The organism is Shewanella cutis, assembly GCF_022410515.1.
GTDB lineage: Bacteria > Pseudomonadota > Gammaproteobacteria > Enterobacterales > Shewanellaceae > Shewanella > Shewanella cutis.
The window spans coordinates 359,693-381,175 of record NZ_JACSDI010000001.1; the positions used below are offsets into that span (position 1 = coordinate 359,693).

A 21,483-nucleotide genomic window follows, 5' to 3' on the forward strand; every position below is an offset into this window, starting at 1 on the left:
CAATTATACCAATCGTATTAAATATCTGTTCATTCAGAACGCGCTTTAGACAAGGCGAAGGCTTGAAGGCATAGTGGTGTTCTGTCAGAAAGCCTTAAGCGCAGTATAAAGCGCGTTGCCATACAGTGAACATCAGCCGCCCTTTGGGAACCACACAGGCATCCCACTCCGGTGTTGCATTGACTTAAAAGGGAATAACCGTTTCTGCGTCAATGCGCCTTGGATTGAAATGCCTGTGAGGCTCTGAACTGATTAGATATTTAATGTGATTGGTATTACCCCCAAAGCTGCAGTTTTCATGGCAATAAAAAACCCCGCTTTGGCGGGGTTTTAAATGGTTTACGCTATAGGAGCTTAGCGATTACTCGGCTTCATCGCTCGAGCGGTCCATGTTCTCTGTGTTTTCAAGCCAAAGCGCGTTGATCACTCCAAAAGAACAGGCCAACAAAACCCCTAATATCCACGTGAAATACCACATAGTAGATGCTCCTTAGTTCTAATAGAGTGAGGCACTGTTATCTTCAATATGTTTGCGGCTTAAGCGGCCAAACATCTTGAAGTAAGTCCATACTGTGTAACTTAACACGATTGGAACAAAGATAATCGCAGCCCAAGTCATCACTGTTAATGTCATTTCACTCGCAGTTGCATCCCACATTGTCAAGCTCACATTAGGATCTAATGATGATGGCATAACGAATGGGAACATAGCTGCACCACAAGTTAAGATCACCATCGCCAGTGTCAGCGAGCTAAATAGGAAGGCAAAACCTGAACGATTTAAGCGGCTCACAACAATAACAAGCAGTGGTAATGCCACACCTAATACAGGGAACAGCATTGTAATAGGATACTTGTCATAGTTTGCCAACCAAGCGCCAGACTCTACGGCAACCGTTTTCAGCGTTGGGTTAGACATCGCATTATGGTCAAGGGCTGAAGTCACCACGTAACCATCAATACCATTTGCTAACCAGACTCCCGCAGCAGCAAACAACACCGCAACTAACAACGCAAATAGCTGAGTTGCATTTGCCGCACGCACACGCAGCTCACCTTCGGTCTTCATTTGCAGCCACGCAGCACCTTGCATCATAAACATGGTGACGCTGACTAAACCTGCGAGTAAACCGAATGGGTTCAACAGACCAAACAAACCACCATGGTAGGTTGCACGCAGGAATTCATCAAAATTGAATGGAACACCCTGCAACAAGTTACCAAAGGCCACACCGATAATCAGTGGTGGAACAAAACCGCCAACAAACAGAGCCCAGTCCCATGACTTACGCCATTTTGGATTTTCGATTTTAGAACGGTAATCGAAACCCACTGGACGCATGTACAAGGCAAACAGCACTATCATCATGGCCACATAGAAGCCAGAGAAAGACACTGCATAAACCATAGGCCAAGCAGCAAATAAGGCACCGCCTGCGGTAATTAACCACACTTGGTTACCGTCCCAATGGGGGGCAACAGTGTTAACCATAATACGGCGTTCAGTATCGTCTTTACCGAGAATAGGCAACAATGCACCTACCCCCATGTCAAAACCATCAGTAACCGCAAATCCGATGAACAGTACGCCGATCAGAGCCCACCAGATCATTCTCAATATTTCATAATCAAACATAATGAAATCCTCTGCTTAGGCTTCTAGTTTCTCGAAGTGGTAACGACCTGTTTTTAAGCTGCTTGGTCCAAGACGTGCAAACTTAAACATCAGGAACATCTCAATAATCAACAGTACTGAATAGAACAGTGTAATTGAGATAATACTGAACCACAGATCACCAGTCGTTAAACTCGATGCAGACATAAAGGTCGGCAACACCTCAGAGATGGTCCAAGGTTGACGGCCATATTCAGCCACAAACCAACCACACTCAATCGCAATCCAAGGTAATGGCAAGCTATAAAGCGCGGCTTTAAGCACCCATTTCTTCTCTTCGATCTGATGACGAGTGCTTTGCCAAAACGCTGCAGCGAACACAAACAGCATGACAAAACCTAGGCCAACCATGATACGGAAACTCCAGAACATAGGCGCAACGCTGGGGATAGAATCCTTTGCAGCCGCTTTAATTTGTTCTTCAGTTGCATCCACCACATTATCGGTGTAACGCTTCAGCAGTAAGCCATAACCTAAGTCAATTTTAGCCGCTTCGAATGCAGTACGTAATTCTGGAGAGGTATCACCAGCACGTAGTTTAACTAGCATTTCATAGGCTTTCATACCATTACGAATACGCACTTCGTGTTCGGTAATTAAATCGCGAATACCTGTTACTTCCTCATCGAGAGAACGAGTCGCAACGATACCCATCGCATAAGGGATCTTCACTGCAAAATCAGTGTGCATGGTTTCTTGATTTGGGAAACCAACAGCAGTAAAGGCCGCAGGTGCTGGCTCTGTGTGCCATTCTGCTTCAATTGCCGCTAACTTAACGCGTTGCGCTTCACCCACTTTATAGCCTGATTCGTCACCCAGTACGATAACAGACAGGATAGAAGCCATACCAAAGCTAGCTGCAATCGCAAATGAACGACGCGCAAAAGGTAAGTCACGTTTCTTTAGAATGTAGTAAGAACTGATTGCCAAGATAAACATTGCGCCAGTCACATAACCAGAGGCTACAGTGTGAACAAATTTAACCTGTGCAACAGGGTTAAAGATGACATCTGCAAAACTGGTCATTTCCATGCGCATGGTTTCGTAATTGAATACTGACCCTACAGGGTTTTGCATCCAACCGTTTGCCACCAGAATCCACAGTGCGGAGAAGTTAGTACCGAATGCTACAAGCCAAGTTACCGCCAAATGCTGACGCTTGCTGAAACGATCCCAACCAAAGAAGAACATACCCACGAAGGTCGATTCTAAGAAGAACGCCATCAAACCTTCAATGGCCAGTGGTGCACCAAAAATGTCACCAACATAATGCGAATAATAAGACCAGTTAGTACCAAACTGGAATTCCATCGCCAAACCCGTTGAAACACCCAAGGCAAAGTTGATACCAAACAACTTACCCCAGAACTTAGTCATATCTTTATAAATTTGTTTATCCGTCATCACATACAGTGATTCCATGATAGCCAGCAAAAATGCCAACCCCAAGGTTAAGGGAACAAACAGGAAGTGATACATGGCCGTCAGCGCAAACTGCAGCCGCGATAGCTCAACAACCTCTTCAACAATCATCGGTGACTCCTTACGTGGTGCGTCCAATTGCTACGACAACTTGAGCCATTCATAGCAAGTGCCTTTGTAGGATAGTGAGTTTTCATTTTGTGTTTATAACTGAAGCCAGTATAAACCGTTAAATATCGTCTTTTTCATTACATCGAAGCAGCAAGGTCTAAAAATCTCCCTTTTTCCTCACATACTGAGACCGTGGTCACACTATCGCTCGGCTTTGAGATCTCCACCTCACCACTCAATCCTACAAATGATCCCATCGATATAAATATCAGATAGTTAAGATATTTAATCGCTTTCATTTGTGAGTATTTTATACCACCCGCCTTTGATTCAAATCAATCAAACTCAGGGGTTTAGATGGGTTTTGCAACGGGGCACACACTTCACTTTACCACCCAGTTGACATATCAATAATTATAGAGTAGAGAAGCACAGCCAGCCGATAAAGAATCAAACTTTTAAGCATTTAAACGCAAAATAACTTCATAACCATCAAAAACACAAGAAAACAAATTTAAAACAATATTATCACTAATAAAAAACAACAAACTCAAAGTTATACCCAAAAAAATAATCCTTTATTTTTAGCATGTTAATCAAAGTAAAAATATCTACAACTAAAATCACACCATACAAATGATTAGTTTTATTAATGCGTACATATATTTTTTCTCGTTTGAGCAACACAATAAGATTGGTTAATATATCTCCTGTGTTAAGGAGACGGTTTGATATGACTGGTGAAGCGTCCCAGACAAGCCCAACTCTGCGCACATAGGTGTAACTTTGGTGTGGAGATAGAAATATGACAAACTTATTTGAACGTCTAGTTAACAGCTATAAGCGTGTTTTTGTTGAACTTTATACAGCACGTGAGCTGTAATCGTTTACCGCTTAATCTGAATTAATACTGATTTGCTTTGAAGTTTTGTTAGCGCAAAACGAGCCCCCTTCTCATTAAGTTGGGGGCTTTTTGTTTTTATTATCCAACGATTATGACGAATATGGTGACTCATTAAAGGCAAGCCGACTTTGTTTCAATTGTGTGAACTACTCATTAAGAGGTATTTAGTCGTTTAAGTCGGTATATTTTAAATCGAATGCATTAGAAATGCTGCACATATTGCTAACATATTAAAATAAATTACTTTTTTAAAGATGCGTTTTATATATAAAAAAGGAGCGAAAAATTTCGCTCCTTTTTAGTTGTGCTAAGTTGTGGTTTTATCAATAAAAACCCTAGCCTAAGTTCACTCTCGCATTGCGGAACATCCGCATCCATGGGCTGTCTTCACCCCAGTTATCAGGGTGCCAAGAGTTAGCCACAGTTCTAAATACCCGCTCAGGGTGTGGCATCATCAATGTCACACGGCCATCAGTGGTACAGATACCTGTTAAGCCGTTTGGCGAACCATTGGGGTTTTGTGGATATTGGGTCGCAATCTCACCTTTACCATTCACAAAACGCAGCGCAATAGTGCCTGAGGCTTCTGCTAACGCTAACGCCTGCGCGCTGGCAAATTCCGCATGACCTTCACCGTGGGATACGGCGATAGGCATACGAGAGCCTGCCATACCTTGGAAGAACAACGAAGGACTTTGTTGCACTTCGACCAAGCTAAAACGCGCTTCAAAACGCTCTGAACGGTTACGCACAAAACGTGGCCAATGCTCGCTACCTGGGATAATTTCCTTCAGGTTTGATAGCATTTGACAGCCGTTACACACTCCGAGCGCAAAGCTTGAATCACGTTCGAAGAAACGTGAAAACTCATCGCGAGCACGCTCGTTAAACAAAATCGACTTAGCCCAACCTTCACCGGCACCTAATACGTCACCGTAGGAGAAGCCACCACAGGCCACCAGACCTTGGAAATCTTCAAGGCTAATGCGACCTGACAGAATGTCAGACATATGCACGTCGCGGCTCTCAAACCCGGCGCGATCAAACGCGGCCGCCATTTCGACATGGGAGTTAACGCCCTGCTCACGCAGAATCGCCATCTTAGGTGCTACACCTTTGAGGATATAAGGCGCAGCAACGTCCTCGCTTGGATCAAAGCTTAAGTTAACCGTTAAGCCTAAATCCGTTTCATCCTGCTTGAGTTTGAACTCTTCAAGCGCACACGCTGGGTTATCACGCATGGCTTGCATACGATAGGTGGTTTCTGACCACACTGTACGCAATGCAACACGGGTATCACTGAAGATTTCACGCGCGCCATCTTTAATGGTGATGCGTTGATCATCGGCCAAAGTCCCGATCACATGGCAAGGAACGCCTGCGATGGCAAACTGGGCAGCAATTTTTGCAGCATTATCGCGGCTCACTTGTAGCACAGCGCCGAGTTCTTCATTAAAGAGTCTTTCTAAATCAGTGCCCTGTAGATCTTCTACATCTATATCTAAGCCAGTATTACCCGCAAAAGCCATTTCCACTAAGGTCGTGAATAAACCACCGTCACTGCGATCGTGGTAAGCAATCACTAACTTGTTAGCCACCAGCTTTTGCATGGTTTCAAAGAAACCACGTAATAGCGCGGCATCGTCTAAGTCTGGTGCGACATCGCCTAACTCACCGTAAACCTGCGCTAAACAAGAACCGCCTAAACGGTTTTGGCCCGCGCCCAAATCGACTAACAGTAAAGACGTTTCGCCTTTATCGCTGCGCAGCTCTGGCGTTACCGTGTTACGAATGTCCTGCACTACACCAAAGGCGGTGATGACCAATGACATTGGTGATGTCACGGTTTTATTCACACCATCTTGCTGCCAAGCGGTTTTCATCGACATGGAGTCTTTACCGACCGGAATGGTCAAGCTCAGCTCTGGACACAATTCTTCACCGACGGCTTTCACCGCTTCATAAAGACCCGCGTCTTCACCAGGGTGACCCGCTGCTGACATCCAGTTGGCAGACAATTTGATGCGTTTAAATGAACCAATATCAGCACCGGCAATGTTCATAATCGACTCTGCCACCGCCATACGGGCTGAGGCACCAAAATCGAGTAGCGCCAGCGGCGTACGTTCACCCAGTGACATGGCTTCGCCAGCATAGGTATCAAAACTTGCCGCAGTCACCGCGCAGTCGGCCACTGGCACCTGCCATGGACCAACCATTTGGTCACGGTTAACTAAACCCGTTACCGTGCGGTCGCCAATGGTGATAAGGAAGGTTTTGTCGGCGACAGTCGGTAAGCTCAGTACACGCTTAACCGCATCTTTCACATCGATTTGACTTTGCTCAAGCGCAGGAGAAACCGCCTTAGCAGATACCACATTACGGCTCATCTTAGGTGCTTTACCTAATAACACTTCAAGTGGTAAATCGATGGGGTTATTATCAAAATGACTGTCAGCTAAGGTTAAATGCTGCTCTTGTGTCGCTTCACCCACAACCGCAAACGGTGCACGCTCACGCTCACAAATCGCCGTAAATAGGGGTAGATCTTCGGCAGCAACCGAAAGCACATAACGCTCCTGCGACTCGTTACACCAGATTTCCAGCGGACTCATGCCCGGCTCATCCGATGGCACATTGCGCAGATTAAAGATGCCACCACGGTCGCCATCATTTACCAACTCAGGGAACGCGTTAGATAAACCGCCCGCGCCCACGTCGTGGATAAATTGAATGGGGTTCTTGTCACCTAGTTGCCAGCAGCGGTCAATCACTTCCTGGCAGCGACGCTCCATTTCGGGGTTTTCACGTTGCACTGAGGCAAAATCTAAGTCTTCACTTGATTGGCCAGATGCCATAGAAGATGCCGCGCCGCCACCCAAACCGATGTTCATCGCAGGGCCGCCAAGTACAATCAGCTTAGCGCCGACAGTGATCTCACCTTTTTGTACATGCTCTTCGCGAATATTACCTAAGCCACCCGCTAACATAATCGGCTTATGGTAACCACGCACTTCTACACCATTATGGCTAGAGACTTCTTGCTCATAGGTGCGGAAATAACCTAATAACGCAGGACGACCAAACTCGTTGTTAAACGCGGCGCCACCAAGCGGGCCTTCGGTCATAATATCCAGAGCGCTAACGATGCGATCTGGCTTACCGTAGTTGCCTTCCCAAGGTTGAACAAAGCCAGGGATTTTTAAATTCGATACGCTAAAGCCTGTTAAACCCGCTTTAGGTTTTGAGCCGCGACCCGTTGCGCCTTCGTCGCGAATTTCACCGCCAGAGCCAGTCGCCGCACCAGGATAAGGGCTGATTGCTGTAGGATGGTTGTGGGTTTCCACTTTCATCAATACGTGCATTGGCTCAGTGTGGTAACTGTAAACACCGTTTGGATCGGGGAAGAAACGTCCCGCCACCGAGCCTTCCATCACAGCGGCGTTATCTTTATAGGCAGATAACACATGATCTGGTGTGGCTTCGAAGGTATTTTTAATCATTTTGAACAGTGACTTAGGCTGCGCCTTACCATCAATAGTCCAATCAGCGTTAAAAATCTTGTGACGACAGTGCTCTGAGTTGGCCTGAGCAAACATCATCAGTTCGATATCATTTGGATTGCGGTTCAAACGGACAAAGTTTTCGACTAAATAATCGATTTCATCTTCCGCAAGGGCTAAGCCCATTTCGACGTTGGCCACTTCGAGCGCACGGCGACCTTCAGCCAACACGTTCACACTCTTGAAAGGCGCAGGTTCAGTGCGCTTAAACAGCACATCGGCCTTTGCAAAATCGTTCAGAACCACTTCAACCATACGGTCGTGCAATAAACCCTGTAAGGTTTGTTGCTGCTCAGCGGTTAAAGTGTCTGACTCAACATAATAGGCAACACCACGCTCTAAACGCTTCACCTTACCGAGACCACAATTGTGGGCGATATCAGTAGCTTTAGAGGACCATGGGGAAATTGTGCCGGGGCGAGGAGTAACAAACAGCAGTGAACCTTGGGGGGTATGGGCTTCGATAGCAGGTCCATAGGTGAGAATTTTTTCAAGTTGCTCGCGCTCAGTAGGCTTAAGCAACTCGCTCAAATCCGCTAAATGAACATACTCAGCATAGATTTGGCGTACCGGAAGCGCCGCGCTTACGCAGGCCTCCATTAGCTTTTGCACTCTAAACGTCGAGAGTGCTGGGGCTCCGCGGATGATCTCCATCACGTCAATTCACCTTATTATTTATAATTGCAGGGGTCAGAGATGGCGCTATTATAGGGAAATGTCTGTCACAAATCACCTGTGACCTTACGCAAAACAGTGTTTCCTATAAGATAAAAAGCGCGCTTTTTATCCTCCTTTGTGTGCCATTGAGTACGATTTTTTTACGTAATTGGCAACAAACGGATATAATCACAGCAATGTCAGCCAAGTTATCTTAGTTCCCCCGCTGACTTCCCACTATTCATCGTACTGATTTTATTTAATAAAGTGTATTTAATGACTCGATTTTTGTTCGCTATTATCTTGGGTTTCCTACTGACTGCCTGTCAGCAAGAGACTGTGGAAGAAACAGAATTCGTCCCACATAAACTCACCGAATTAAGAGTCGGCACCCTCTATGGCCCACAAATTTACATGACCTCAGGCCAAGGCAACAGTGGCTTCGATTATGATATGGCTGTGCTCTTTGCCGAATATCTCGATGTTCCCTTAAAAATGGTGCCCTATACAAATCTTGCAGAGCTTTATGATGCGCTGAAAAAAAACGAGATCGATCTCATTGCTGCTGGCATGACCGAAACCCCTGCTCGTCGAGAGCATTTTCGTTTAGGTCCACCTTTGTATCGCGTTAATCAAGTATTGGTTTACCGTGAAGGCATGCCAGTACCTAAAAATATCTCTGATTTGAAAGGAAAGATCACTGTTATTGCCGACTCTTCGTTTGTCGAAACATTAACTCAATTACAGAAACGTCATCCAACACTGGTGTGGGATCAAGTCACTGATAAAGATAACGAAGAACTGCTGACGATGATCGCCAATAAGGAAATTGACTACACCATTGCAGACTCGAGCAGCGTGCAAATTAACCGCCGATATTTACCCGTCTTACGCTCTGGATTAGTACTGGAAGAAAAACTCAATGTTGTCTGGTTGTTGCCCCCCACCCATAGCGATGGCTTGATGAGTCAATTGCTAGCATTTTGGCATCAAGAGAAACTCGCTGGTACACTCGATCACCTTAACGAGAAGTACTTTGGCCATGTTAAACGTTTCGACTATATCGACACACGCGCCTTCCTGCGCGCAATCGAAACCGTTTTACCACGTTATCGGCAGCACTTTGAAACCCACGCAGGTGACTTAGATTGGCGTAAATTGGCCGCAACCAGTTACCAAGAATCCCACTGGAATCCTAATGCCCGCTCACCTACTGGCGTGCGCGGTATGATGATGCTGACACAGCCGACAGCAAAAGAGATTGGGATCACCAATAGACTCGACGCCGAAGAAAGTATTCGCGGCGGAGCGGCTTATTTACGGGATATGATTAACCGCCTACCTGAATCGATCCCCGAAAGCCAACGTATGTGGTTTGCACTGGCATCCTACAATATCGGTTATGCCCATGTAGAAGATGCGCGAAAACTTGCCGAATCCATGGAGTTAAACCCTAACGCTTGGCAGGACCTTAAAAAGGTATTGCCACTGCTACAAAAACGTAAATACTACCAAAAGACACGCTATGGTTACGCCCGAGGTAGCGAAGCCGTCCATTACGTGGATAGTATTCGCCGCTATTACGACACCTTAGTCTGGGTAGATAATCAATCTAAACAACAAAATAGCGAAGAAGTTGCACCGAGCGACCTCACTGCGGAAGAAACACCCGTACCAGCGCCAGGCACCTTAAGCCCTGATAAACCCAAATAGTCCCCCAAAACTGGCGCATAAATATTTGAATTGCACCGCAACGTTGATATTAAATAGCGTTAAGCCTTAGATTTTAATCTTAGATTAAGTGAATGCACGCTAAAGTGGGGCGATTTTGGGTAAAAACGCTGCTTTATCGCGCAGATGCATCATGGGGGATTGCCGCCTGATATCTCTGCTGATACTGTCGTAATGACAGATAAAGACAATAATGATTGCAGCGTTAACCATTGTCCTCTGAACAAAATGGTAACCAAAGCAAAATAGCCTTAACTTAAACAATAACAAGATTGAAAACGGGGTCTATATGAGAAGAAAAACCATCAATAACAACGCATCTCGCCGTCGCACCTTACTGAAAATCCGCCATCGCCGGGTGCTAAATCGCCACAAACTGTTTTTTACCTTTCTGCAAGCCCAAGACTAAATCGAGAGATAACACCGTTTAGTCCTTAAGTTATTATCCCCTGCTGCGCCTTTTGAGCCTGTTTCAAAACCTTCTTTTCCTCCCGACGACGTTTAAAAAAACGGCTCAATTGGTCAGCACAATCCTGCGCTAACACGCCAGATGTCACCTCAACTTGATGATTAAAAGCGGGATGTTGCAAGAGATTAAGCACAGTTCCAGCGGCTCCCGTCTTTTCATCCCGAGCCCCAAATACCACTCTGGCAATACGACTATGCACCATAGCGCCAGCACACATAGCGCAAGGCTCAAGAGTCACATATAAGGTTGCATCAAGGAGCCGATAATTTTCAACGGTTTGCCCTGCGGCACGCAAACAGAGGATCTCAGCATGGGCACAGGGATCATGCTGACTGATAGACAAGTTATACCCAGTCGCGATTTGCTGCCCATCTTTAACTAAGACTGCCCCAACCGGCACTTCGCCCTCAGCTTCGGCTTTTTCTGCCATGGCCATCGCGACCCGCATCCAATGCTCATCTTGTTGATTTTGTTCCACTCACGCCCTCAATTCATCAACCTCAAATAAGGCCAGATTATATCAGCAAACTATTGATACTTCATGGTTATAGCTAATTTGAAACGCAACGAGATCACTACGCTATACTTGAATGACTACCTGAACTAATTTGAACATACTAATGACTCGATACTCTTGGCAGTTTTTAATTTTGATGATTAGTGCAAGTTTTTCTTTCACTATGCTGTATGGCAAACCATTTAAAACTGACATTAATTATTATGAGCTGAATCTCGAACTGGTACGATCTATTATCTGTTTATTTATGATGTTCTATATTGCCCATATCCGCAGTTGCAACCGAATCTACTTTTGGTTAATAACTGGCTGTAGCTGCTTATTTTTTGGAAATAATATGAACATCTTGGATGAGATCGCCATATTTGAAGAGAGTTACTATCAAGAAGTTGAAGATTTGCTTTCTAATACCGGAATAATATGCGCTTGGATTGGCGTATATAAGTTGATCCAGCAGCAGATAATCCGAACTAAAACACTTGATTATGAGGCGAATACAGACCCATTAACAGGACTACTAAATCGACGTAGTTTTAATCAAATGGCAAATATACACGAAAAGAGTGAAGAAAATTCGTACTTAATGCTTGATATAGATTACTTTAAACAAATTAATGATACTTATGGTCATTCTGCTGGTGATTCAGTACTTACTCAAGTCGCACAGTGCATCAGGCAATGTTTACGTAAAGAAGACAGGGTTGCCCGTTGGGGTGGTGAAGAGTTCCTAATTGAAATCAATAATTGCAATATCGACACAGCTAGAATAATCGCTGAAAAAATAAGAGTTCTAATCGAAAATTGCCATTTCAACGTTGGAAAACATATTTTACACATCACCGTCAGTATTGGCATTGCCAACGTCAGCGCCAAAAATCAAAACCCAGATGAAGTCATTAATCTTGCGGATAAATCATTATACCAAGCCAAACATCTGGGCCGAAACCGCGTAGTCAGTGCTGACGAGCTAGCACAATAAAAAAGGCGCACTTGGCGCCTTTCGTTAATTAATCATGTCATCAAGACAAGCAATTATTCCCACTCGATGGTTGCAGGTGGCTTACCTGAAATATCGTAAACCACGCGGGAGATACCGTCGATTTCGTTGATGATACGGTTTGATACGCGGCCAAGGAAATCATATGGCAAATGTGCCCAGTGCGCGGTCATAAAGTCGATGGTTTCAACGGCGCGCAGTGACACCACCCAATCGTATTTACGGCCATCACCCATCACACCCACAGAGCGAACTGGTAAGAACACGGTAAAGGCTTGGCTGACTTTGTTATAAAGATCAGCTTTGTGCAGCTCTTCGATGAAAATTGCATCAGCGCGGCGCAGCAAATCACAGTATTCTTTCTTCACTTCGCCCAGTACTCGTACGCCTAAGCCTGGGCCAGGGAATGGGTGGCGGTAAAGCATGTTGTATGGCAGACCTAACTCGAGACCAATCTTACGCACTTCATCTTTAAAGAGTTCACGCAGTGGCTCAACCAGACCTAGCTCCATATCATCTGGCAAACCGCCAACGTTATGGTGCGATTTGATCACGTGTGCTTTACCAGTGGCGCTACCTGCAGATTCAATCACGTCAGGATAGATAGTACCTTGGGCTAACCATTTCGCATTAACGCATTTTTTGGCTTCTTCATCGAAAATTTCAACGAATACGCGGCCAATAATTTTACGTTTAGCTTCAGGATCAGCTTCGCCTTTAAGTGCATCAAGGAAACGGTTTTCCGCATCCACATGGACAATATTGAGACCGAAGTGGTCACCAAACATTTCCATCACTTGCTTCGCTTCGTTCAATCGTAGCAAACCGTTATCAACAAATACGCAGGTCAGCTTCTTACCAATCGCACGGTGCAGCAGCATAGCAACAACGGAAGAGTCGACACCACCTGAAAGACCTAAAATCACTTCATCATCGCCCACTTGCTTTTTCAAGCGCTCGATAGCGTCTTCAATGATTGATGAAGGTTTCCAGTTTGCGGCACAACCACAGATATCTAAGGCAAAATGTGACAGCATACGCATGCCTTGACGGGTATGGGTCACTTCAGGGTGGAACTGCACGCCGTAAAAACGTTTTTCCTCACAGGACATGGCCGCAAATGGACAAGTATCGGTTTTAGCTACGGCCACAAAGCCTTCTGGAATCGCCGACACTTTATCGCCATGGCTCATCCACACATCGAGCAGGGACTTACCATCGCTGCTAACGGCATCTTCGATACCTTTAAACAGGGCAGATTCAGCAAGCATTTCAATTTGGGCATAACCAAATTCGCCTTCACCCACGCCTTGGATCACTTTACCCCCAAGCTGTTCAGACATGGTTTGCATGCCATAGCAAATACCAAGAACAGGTACGCCAGCATTAAACACATATTCAGGTGCGCGGGGAGAGTTATCAGCGGTCACGCTTTCAGGGCCGCCCGCGAGGATAATGCCGTTCGGGGCAAACTCACGAATTTGGGCTTCAGTCACATCCCATGCCCATAACTCACAGTAAACACCAATTTCACGGATACGACGGGCAATCAGTTGGGTGTACTGAGATCCAAAATCGAGGATCAGTATCTTATGCTCATGAATATCGCTCATGGATAACCTTTATTTCATCTATTGTTTTAACTTAGCTCAAGACGAGAGGTTCAATCTTGAGGGCATACGGATCTTAATACCGGGGCGGCAAACTGCCGCCCCGGTATTACAAACGCTTAAGAACCTGAACGATAGTTCGGCGCTTCTTTAGTGATAGTCACATCGTGCACGTGGGACTCGCCCATGCCTGCAGAGGTTACTTTCACAAACTGGGCTTTTTCATTCAGCTCTTGGATAGTGGCACAGCCTGTTAAGCCCATGCATGAACGTAAACCGCCCATATGTTGATGGATGATTTCCTTCAGCTTGCCTTTGTAAGGTACACGGCCTTCAATGCCTTCTGGCACAAGCTTGTCGGCAGCATTGTCAGATTGGAAATAACGATCGGAAGAACCTTGCGACATGGCTCCTAGTGAGCCCATACCGCGGTATGACTTATAAGCGCGGCCTTGGTACAGTTCAGTTTCGCCCGGTGCTTCATCAGTACCTGCGAACATTGAGCCGGCCATAATGCATGATGCACCCGCCGCTAACGCTTTGGCTAAGTCACCCGAGAAACGTACGCCACCGTCGGCAATTACAGGAATACCTAATCCTTTTACGGCTTCGGCGGCATCCGAAACCGCAGTAATTTGTGGCACGCCCACACCCGTCACGATACGTGTGGTACAGATAGAACCAGGGCCAATACCCACTTTAACCGCGTTAACACCAGCTTCAACTAGGGCTAATGCGCCTTCAGCTGTCGCCACGTTACCACCGATAATCTGTAAATCTGGGTGTTTAGCACGGGTTTCACGGATACGTTGGAGTACGCCTTCAGAATGGCCATGGGAAGAGTCAATCAGTAGCACGTCGACACCAGCTTTCACCAGCGCATCGACACGCTCTTCGTTACCCGCACCCGCACCAACGGCAGCGCCCACACGTAAACGACCTAATTCGTCTTTACAGGCATTGGGTTTACGCTCGGCTTTCTCGAAGTCTTTAACTGTGATTAAGCCTTTCAGCTTAAAGTTATCATCAACAACTAACACTTTTTCGATACGGTGAGAGTGCATTAATTTTTGCACTTCATCTAACTTAGTGCCTTCCGCAACCGTGACCAAACGCGCTTTAGGCGTCATCACTTCTTCTACGGTTTTGCTCCAGTCAGTCACGAAACGTACGTCACGGCCAGTGATAATACCCACCAATTCATTGGCTTCGTTGACCACAGGGTAACCTGCAAAACCATTCTTGGCAGTTAGTACTTTTAAATCAGCCAGCGTGGTTGAAGGTGTCACGGTTACTGGCTGTTGAACTACGCCTGCTTCGTAAATTTTAACTTTACGAACTTCTTCGGCTTGCTTCTCAATGCTCATGTTTTTATGGATAAAACCTAAGCCACCTTCCTGTGCCATGGCGATCGCAAGGCGCGCTTCGGTCACTGTGTCCATCGCAGCAGACACAAGCGGAATATTCAGTTCAATGGTATTGGTCAGGCGAGTTTTAAGAATGGCAGTGTTTGGGAGTACAGTAGAATGCGCAGGAACAAGTAACACATCGTCAAAGGTTAGCGCTTCTTTAATTAAACGTAGCATTGGCAACATCTCCCCAGTTGAGTAGGATTTTAGAGGTGAAATATTGCGGCGGGATTATACCTTGCATCTGGGGGGCGGTAAATGGAAAATAGTGAAAAAATCCCATTTGCGCGAGAAAACACATGCAAGTCCCTAAAAATAATATTTATACCGTCTCACGCCTCAATGGTGAAGTCAGACAAATTCTCGAGGGGCAACTGGGTAAGATCTGGCTAAATGGGGAAATTTCCAACTTTTCTGCCCCCAGTTCAGGCCATTGGTATTTAACCCTTAAAGATCATTATTCACAAATTCGCTGTGCCATGTTTAAAGGGCGCAACCAAAGCGTTAGCTTTAAACCCGTGAATGGCCAGCAGGTGATCGTAAAAGGTGCGATTAGCGTTTACGAGCCGCGTGGCGACTATCAATTATTGATAGAATCAATGCTTCCGGCTGGAGACGGCTTACTCGCGCAGCAATTTGAAGCGTTGAAAATGAAACTCGCCGCGCAGGGATTATTTGCAGCAGACACTAAACGCGCACTACCCAAAAATATCCAACGCATTGGGGTTATCACCTCCCCGACAGGCGCAGCGATCCGTGATGTCTTACATGTGCTTGCACGTCGCGACCCATCGATTGAAGTGATTATTTATCCAACACAAGTTCAGGGCGAAAATGCGGATGTGAATATCTGCCAAGCAATCAATATCGCCAATCAACGACTTGAGGTAGATGTATTACTGCTCACCCGCGGCGGTGGCTCGTTAGAAGATTTATGGTGTTTTAACAGCGAAGCCCTCGCCCATACCATTTATAACAGCGCCCTGCCGGTAGTGAGTGCCGTGGGCCATGAAGTCGATACCACGATAAGCGACTATGTTGCCGATGTGCGTGCCCCCACACCGTCTGCAGGCGCAGAGCTGCTCTCACAGGACAGTGACAATAAAAGCCAACGTTTAGCCACAGTACTTGCCCGCCTTAAACAGAGCGTAAGCCACTATCAACTCAAGCAAGAGAGACGCTTAAGCTTACTTGAACACAGGTTGCAACGCTTAGATCCTAAGCGCACCTTGCAGCAGTTTGAGCAGCGTTTCGATGAGATGCAATTACGCCTCGAAGCGGCGTTTGCCAACAAGTCGCATGGCTTGAGCCGCCGTCAGCAGCAACTGACAAGTCGCCTAGAGCAACAATCGCCAAAACATAAACTCACACTTGAGGCCAATCGTTTGAGCTATTTAGCCACTCGCTTGCAGGATGCGATGCAGGACAAACTCAGCCACAGCGGGCAGCGGATTAAATATGTAGCCCATCAGTTAGAGACTGTCAGTCCATTGGCGACATTGAGCCGCGGTTACAGCATCACCACAGATGCAAATCACCAAATCATTGAGAATGCAGCCCAGCTAAACGTTGGTGATAGCATGCATACCCGCCTATTGCATGGACAAGTCGTTTCGACCGTCACCAAGGTTATTCAAAGGGAATGATGCTGAACTGGGTTAATACCCAGTCAGGCGCCCCCAATTATTCCACTCAATTGAACAAACAAAAAAGCGCCCGCAGGCGCTTTAGTCTTTAGTCTTTAGTCTTTAGTCTTTAGTCTTTAGTCTTTAGTCTTTAGTCTTTAGTCTTTAGTAATTGACCACACTTAATTACCTATCTTTGGCTCAATCACGGCCTGTTGCTGACTATAACCATTCAGCCCTTTGTTGGCCGATTTCACCACATTTAAGGCTTCGGTCGTCAATGTATTGTGACCATTGAGCAGATCGTTCAAAGTACCATAATCCGCCTGGACTAAGCCTAATTCACGTAGCATGGCATCGATAACTGGCGCATTGGCACGGTAATTTAACGCAGCGCTAGTCACTTGTTCAGCGATTCCACCTTGGTTGATGGCTGTGCCATCAGCACCCGCGGCAAATTGATGACCTGCACCATAACCTTGAAGAATCTTAATGCCTTCAATGTTTTCTAGCGGTTTAACCGCTTGAGCAACAATTTCTGGCAAGGCTTTTAAGATAGCAAGGGATTTTTGTAGGGCGATCTGCTCATCACTTAAGACGTTTTCAGCTTCGTAAAGTGCTTGTTTACCCGCAGCTTCAACGGCATACACTTTTTCATCCGCTTCGGCCTGCAGTTTTTTCGCATCGGCACTGGCACGTGCTTCAATCAAAATCGCACTCGATCTGTCTTCAGCGGCACGTTTCTCAGCTTCGGCCTGTACTGTTACGCCGACGGCATCACGCTCTGCTTCCTTCCGGGCATCAATCACTTCAATCTCTTTGCGACGATTAGCTTCCGCTATTTGGCGCGCTGTAATTACGGCTTCTTCTTTTTCAACTTTCAGCTTTTCCGCTTCTGCTGCGCGAGCGCGGGCGGCAGACTCTTCTTCCGATTTGGCGGCTACCGCGATGCGTTTTTCCTGCTCAGCGACTTCAATATCACGTTGCTGCTGAATGCGTGATTGCTCAATTGACTTATGCTTTTCAATCTCGCGGGTTTCAATATCTTTGGTCTTTTCAATTTCTGCGGTTTCGATAGCACGTTCTTTGGCAATTTCAGCTTCGCGCTCTTCACGGGCCTTGTTTTCTTTCTGCTTAATGATTTCCGCTTTTTGATCGGCGCGTTTAAATTCAAGTGATTGCTGCTGGATAAGACGTGCTTCTTCCTCTGCCTTTTCAATCTCCAGCGATTCTTTTTCAGCCTCTAAGTTGCGCTGCTCAATCTTAATGCGGTTTTCCTGCTGAATATCGTTCGTTTCTTTACGCTTTTCTTCAATAATTTTAGCTAGACGCGCGCGACCTTCGGCGTCGAATGCGTTGTTTTCATTAAAAAACTGCAGATCAGTTTGATCAAACCCCGTCAAGGAAACTGATTCAAGTTCGAGCCCGTTTTTCTCTAAATCGTTGGCGACGTTATTCTGTACCCGCTGCACAAAATCAGCGCGCTGCTCATGCATCTCTGTCATGGTCATTTCAGCCGCAACCGCACGCAATACGTCGACAAACTTAGACTCCATCAGCTTTTTCAGCTCTTCGACTCGTGTGGTACGGGTACCTAAGGTTTGTGCCGCCATTGAGATACCATCGGCATTGGGTGCGACACGCAGATAGAAGTCAGCTTTAACATCGACACGCATTCTATCTTTGGTGATCAGCGCATCTTTTTGGGTTTTCTCCACCTCAATTCGCAGGGTATTCATGTTCACTGCGATGGTTTCATGCAGCACAGGCAGGACGATCGCGCCGCCGTCTTTAATAATTTTTTCGCCGCCAAAACCAGTACGCACAAAAGCCATTTCCTTCGTCGCACGTTTATATAATTTGGCAAAAATCAGGCCGATCACTATCAGGCCAATCAACACCATTCCAGCAATCAACAACACAAAATAGCTTGAACTGGAGACTTCGTTTAACACTTCCATTTGCTTTCCTTTTTCGTTAATGGCTTTCGATATTTAATTATCAAAGCGAGTCGCTGACCAGACTCTTCCCTCTCTTTTAAGCAGCACCACTTGAGTACCACTGGCAAACTCGATACCTGAGGTTTCAGGCTCGACTAATACATAATGTTTTTGTTGATGTTTATCGCGAACAACGGCTTCCGATGGCATGCCTTTAATGGCACAACCTAAGGTGATAGTGCCGACATAACCGCTTAAGTCATCAAGGGAGATGGCGGTAGATTCATTTTTGGGGAGCAAATCGGCCAGAACTCGGCCAAGATAGCGACAAGACAATGCACTGCCTACTACGGCGATAGGTAAGGTAAATAGTTGCGGCAGCAAGGTAGCCGATACCATTAAGCTAATGTAATTAACGAGATAGCCAACAATAGCGAAACTGGTTAATGCAAGCACAAACCAGATAAGTAGCGGCAAACGATTGAGACAAAGCCAGCCAGCAATACCTGTGAGTCCAGAGCCACCGATGTCAGCATCGTACTCCACATCAGCGGGCACCCACTGATCTAAGGCACTCATCATGCTTAAGCCAATGAGGAGGGCTAAGGCTTCAAAGACACCAAGGACAAGCACGCAGGCAAAGGCAATAGTGTAAGGTAGGTTAGGCTGTTCAACTAAAAACGCCCACATAGTCATCTCCTTTAACGATACAGCATTCCATTTACTTCACTGTAATTATCAACTTACGGGTGACAGAATAGCAAGGTGGGCCTAGTTTCCAAACAAAAATTTATCCTAAAACGGACTTTGACAAAATCCTTGCTGCGCCATAATGGCGCGAGCCATTACTGGCTAATGACGTACACGTCCTCCCTTTAAGGGTTTTAGTGTGCTGTGCTTTTGGCTGCATGATATTATCATGCTGTTATTGTTATTTTTTGTGCTAATACATAATACCAATCACATTAAATATCTAATCAGTTCAGAGCCTCACAGGCATCTCAATCCAAGGCGCATTGACGAAGAAATGGTTATTCCCTTTTAAGTCAATGTAACACGGGAGTGAGATGCCTGCGAGGCTCCCGAAGGGCGGGGTTAAACGGGCTTTATACTGCGTTTAAGGCTTTCGACAGAGCGCCACTATGCCTTCAAGCCTTCGCCTTGTCTAAAGCCCGTTTAACTCCCGCTGAATGAACAGATATTTAATACGATTGGTATAACGACTGCACGTTGAGATTGAGTCTATGGATACCGCGATGAACACCAAACAACCTACACCAAGTTACGATAAACTCACGGCTCATTTTCAAAAAATTTCACATTTTGAGCATTTTAGTGCATTAGGCGATTGGGATCAGGCTGCAATGATGCCCTTGGGTGGCGGCAGTGAGCGTGGTGATGCCATGGCCGAACTGGCATTGCATATCCATACCCTTAAAACGGCCCCTCACCTTGGTGACAATCTCGCCCTTGCCGCGCAAGAAGTGCTTACCTCAGAACAACACGCCAACCTAAGGGAAATGCAATATCAATATCGGCAGGCAACCTTAGTGCCCGGCGAGCTGGTTCAAGCCAAAACCAAGATGGCCTATCAGTGTGAAAACGCTTGGCGCGAGCAACGCAAAAACAATGATTGGCAAGGCTTTAAACCTAATCTTAAGGCGATAATCGCCCTTGCGAGGGAAGAAGCTTTAATCCGCGCACAAGCGCAAAATGTTTCCCCCTATGATGCCCTGCTCGATAAATTTGAGCCTGGCATGACTACCGCAAAGCTTGAGCAAACCTTCGGTAATTTAAAAACTTGGCTCCCCACGCTCATCCAAAAGGTACTCGAAAAACAAGCCGGTGAGCCAACACTTAAGCTTAACGGCCCCTTCGATATCAAGGCGCAGCAAGCCCTTGGCCTCGATGTGATGGCGTATTTAGGATTTGATTTTAACCATGGCAGGCTCGATATCAGTAGCCACCCATTCTGCGGCGGTGTACCGAGTGATGTGCGCATCACGACGCGTTATAACCAAGCCGATTTTAGTAGTGCTATCATGGGCATAGTGCATGAAACTGGCCACGCCCGTTATGAACAGGGTTTACCGAAACAATGGCGCGGTCAGCCCGCAGGACTGGCTCGTTCCATGGGCGTCCATGAGAGCCAAAGCTTATTTTGTGAAATGCAGCTCGGTGCCAATCCCGCGTTTTTACGGCAATTGCAGCCACTGATTAATCAACACTTAGGTTGCGAGTTCAGCGCCCAAGACTTGGCAAGACACTACACCCGCGTCAATCCAGGGCTTATCCGAGTTGATGCCGATGAAGTCACTTATCCTTGCCATATTTTATTGCGCTTTGAGGCCGAAAAAGCCTTTATTGACGGCAGTTTGAGCGTGGATGACCTACCCGACTTTTGGTCAAGCCAGATGCAACAACTGCTCGGGATCAATACCGAGGGTAACTATCGCGATGGGTGTATGCAGGATATCCATTGGGCAGTCGGTGAGCTTGGCTATTTCCCCAGCTATACCCTAGGCGCCATGTATGCCGCCCAATGCCGTTTTGCAATGGAGCGAAGCTTAGGCCCGATTGAAAACCTCATCGATAATTGCCAGTTATCCCAAGTCTTCAACTGGCTTGGCAAGCATATTTGGTCTAAAGGCTCATTACTGACAACGGATGAACTCATCATTCAAGCCACGGGTGAACCATTAAATGGCCAATATTTGGCCAAACACTTGAAGCAACGTTATTTGGGATAAACAGACGAGATGATAGCAGCACTGCCGAGTTTCAAAGCTTTTGCTGCGATTTCGGTATATAATCCCGGACTTATTTATTCAAACTGTTTTGGACGGAAAAAGG

13 protein-coding genes are annotated in these 21,483 nt (G+C 46.2%); 4 read left to right on the forward strand and 9 right to left on the reverse strand.

What is annotated here, in order from left to right; translation table 11 throughout:
* Positions 1 to 361: 361 nt before the first annotated feature.
* The 4 genes from cydX to purL form a co-directional block, all read right to left on the reverse strand.
* Entirely contained in the window at positions 362 to 478 is a 117-nt protein-coding gene (gene cydX, locus H9J30_RS01780) for a cytochrome bd-I oxidase subunit CydX (RefSeq protein ID WP_240129424.1), read from the reverse strand.
* Between the two features lie 18 nt (positions 479 to 496).
* A complete protein-coding gene (cydB, locus tag H9J30_RS01785) occupies positions 497 to 1,636 on the reverse strand; it encodes a cytochrome d ubiquinol oxidase subunit II (RefSeq protein WP_240129425.1) in 1,140 nt (379 codons plus the stop codon).
* A 15-nt stretch (positions 1,637 to 1,651) separates the two neighbouring features.
* Positions 1,652 to 3,208, reverse strand: a complete 1,557-nt coding sequence (locus H9J30_RS01790; protein WP_240129426.1) for a cytochrome ubiquinol oxidase subunit I — start codon at positions 3,206 to 3,208, stop codon at positions 1,652 to 1,654.
* Positions 3,209 to 4,447: 1,239 nt separating this feature from the next.
* Positions 4,448 to 8,329 carry a phosphoribosylformylglycinamidine synthase gene (gene purL / locus H9J30_RS01795; RefSeq protein WP_240130045.1) on the reverse strand — a complete coding sequence of 1,294 codons (3,882 nt, stop codon included), beginning with the start codon at positions 8,327 to 8,329 and terminating at the stop codon, positions 4,448 to 4,450.
* Positions 8,330 to 8,608: 279 nt separating this feature from the next.
* Here purL and mltF point away from each other — a divergent pair, with 279 nt between their 5' ends.
* The gene (gene mltF, locus H9J30_RS01800; protein WP_240129427.1) at positions 8,609 to 10,045 is read left to right on the forward strand and encodes a membrane-bound lytic murein transglycosylase MltF; all 1,437 of its coding nucleotides are present in this window, start codon (positions 8,609 to 8,611) and stop codon (positions 10,043 to 10,045) included.
* Positions 10,046 to 10,497: 452 nt separating this feature from the next.
* Here the strand turns inward: mltF and tadA are convergent, their stop codons facing one another.
* Positions 10,498 to 11,010, reverse strand: a complete 513-nt coding sequence (gene tadA / locus H9J30_RS01805) for a tRNA adenosine(34) deaminase TadA (protein WP_345795675.1) — start codon at positions 11,008 to 11,010, stop codon at positions 10,498 to 10,500.
* Between the two features lie 376 nt (positions 11,011 to 11,386).
* Here tadA and H9J30_RS01810 point away from each other — a divergent pair, with 376 nt between their 5' ends.
* Positions 11,387 to 12,028 carry a GGDEF domain-containing protein gene (locus H9J30_RS01810; RefSeq protein WP_240129428.1) on the forward strand — a complete coding sequence of 214 codons (642 nt, stop codon included), beginning with the start codon at positions 11,387 to 11,389 and terminating at the stop codon, positions 12,026 to 12,028.
* 53 nt (positions 12,029 to 12,081) lie between these two features.
* On the opposite strand, the gene guaA is transcribed toward H9J30_RS01810, so the two are convergent.
* Together guaA and guaB are read right to left on the reverse strand one after the other, a co-directional pair.
* Positions 12,082 to 13,659, reverse strand: coding sequence for a glutamine-hydrolyzing GMP synthase (gene guaA / locus H9J30_RS01815; protein WP_037420668.1), 1,578 nt, complete (start codon positions 13,657 to 13,659; stop codon positions 12,082 to 12,084).
* 116 nt (positions 13,660 to 13,775) lie between these two features.
* Positions 13,776 to 15,242: an IMP dehydrogenase gene (gene guaB, locus H9J30_RS01820; RefSeq protein WP_240129429.1), complete on the reverse strand. Its 1,467-nt coding sequence runs from the start codon at positions 15,240 to 15,242 to the stop codon at positions 13,776 to 13,778.
* Between the two features lie 122 nt (positions 15,243 to 15,364).
* On the opposite strand from guaB, the gene xseA reads away from it, so the two are divergent.
* Positions 15,365 to 16,711 carry an exodeoxyribonuclease VII large subunit gene (xseA, locus tag H9J30_RS01825; protein WP_240129430.1) on the forward strand — a complete coding sequence of 449 codons (1,347 nt, stop codon included), beginning with the start codon at positions 15,365 to 15,367 and terminating at the stop codon, positions 16,709 to 16,711.
* A gap of 161 nt (positions 16,712 to 16,872) precedes the next feature.
* On the opposite strand, the gene H9J30_RS01830 is transcribed toward xseA, so the two are convergent.
* Together H9J30_RS01830 and H9J30_RS01835 are read right to left on the reverse strand one after the other, a co-directional pair.
* Entirely contained in the window at positions 16,873 to 18,651 is a 1,779-nt protein-coding gene (locus tag H9J30_RS01830; protein WP_240129431.1) for a flotillin family protein, read from the reverse strand.
* 33 nt (positions 18,652 to 18,684) lie between these two features.
* Positions 18,685 to 19,320, reverse strand: a complete 636-nt coding sequence (locus H9J30_RS01835) for a YqiJ family protein (RefSeq protein WP_240129432.1) — start codon at positions 19,318 to 19,320, stop codon at positions 18,685 to 18,687.
* Between the two features lie 554 nt (positions 19,321 to 19,874).
* Between H9J30_RS01835 and H9J30_RS01840 the strand changes: the two genes are divergently transcribed.
* A complete protein-coding gene (locus tag H9J30_RS01840) occupies positions 19,875 to 21,380 on the forward strand; it encodes a carboxypeptidase M32 (protein ID WP_240129433.1) in 1,506 nt (501 codons plus the stop codon).
* Positions 21,381 to 21,483 lie beyond the last annotated feature (103 nt).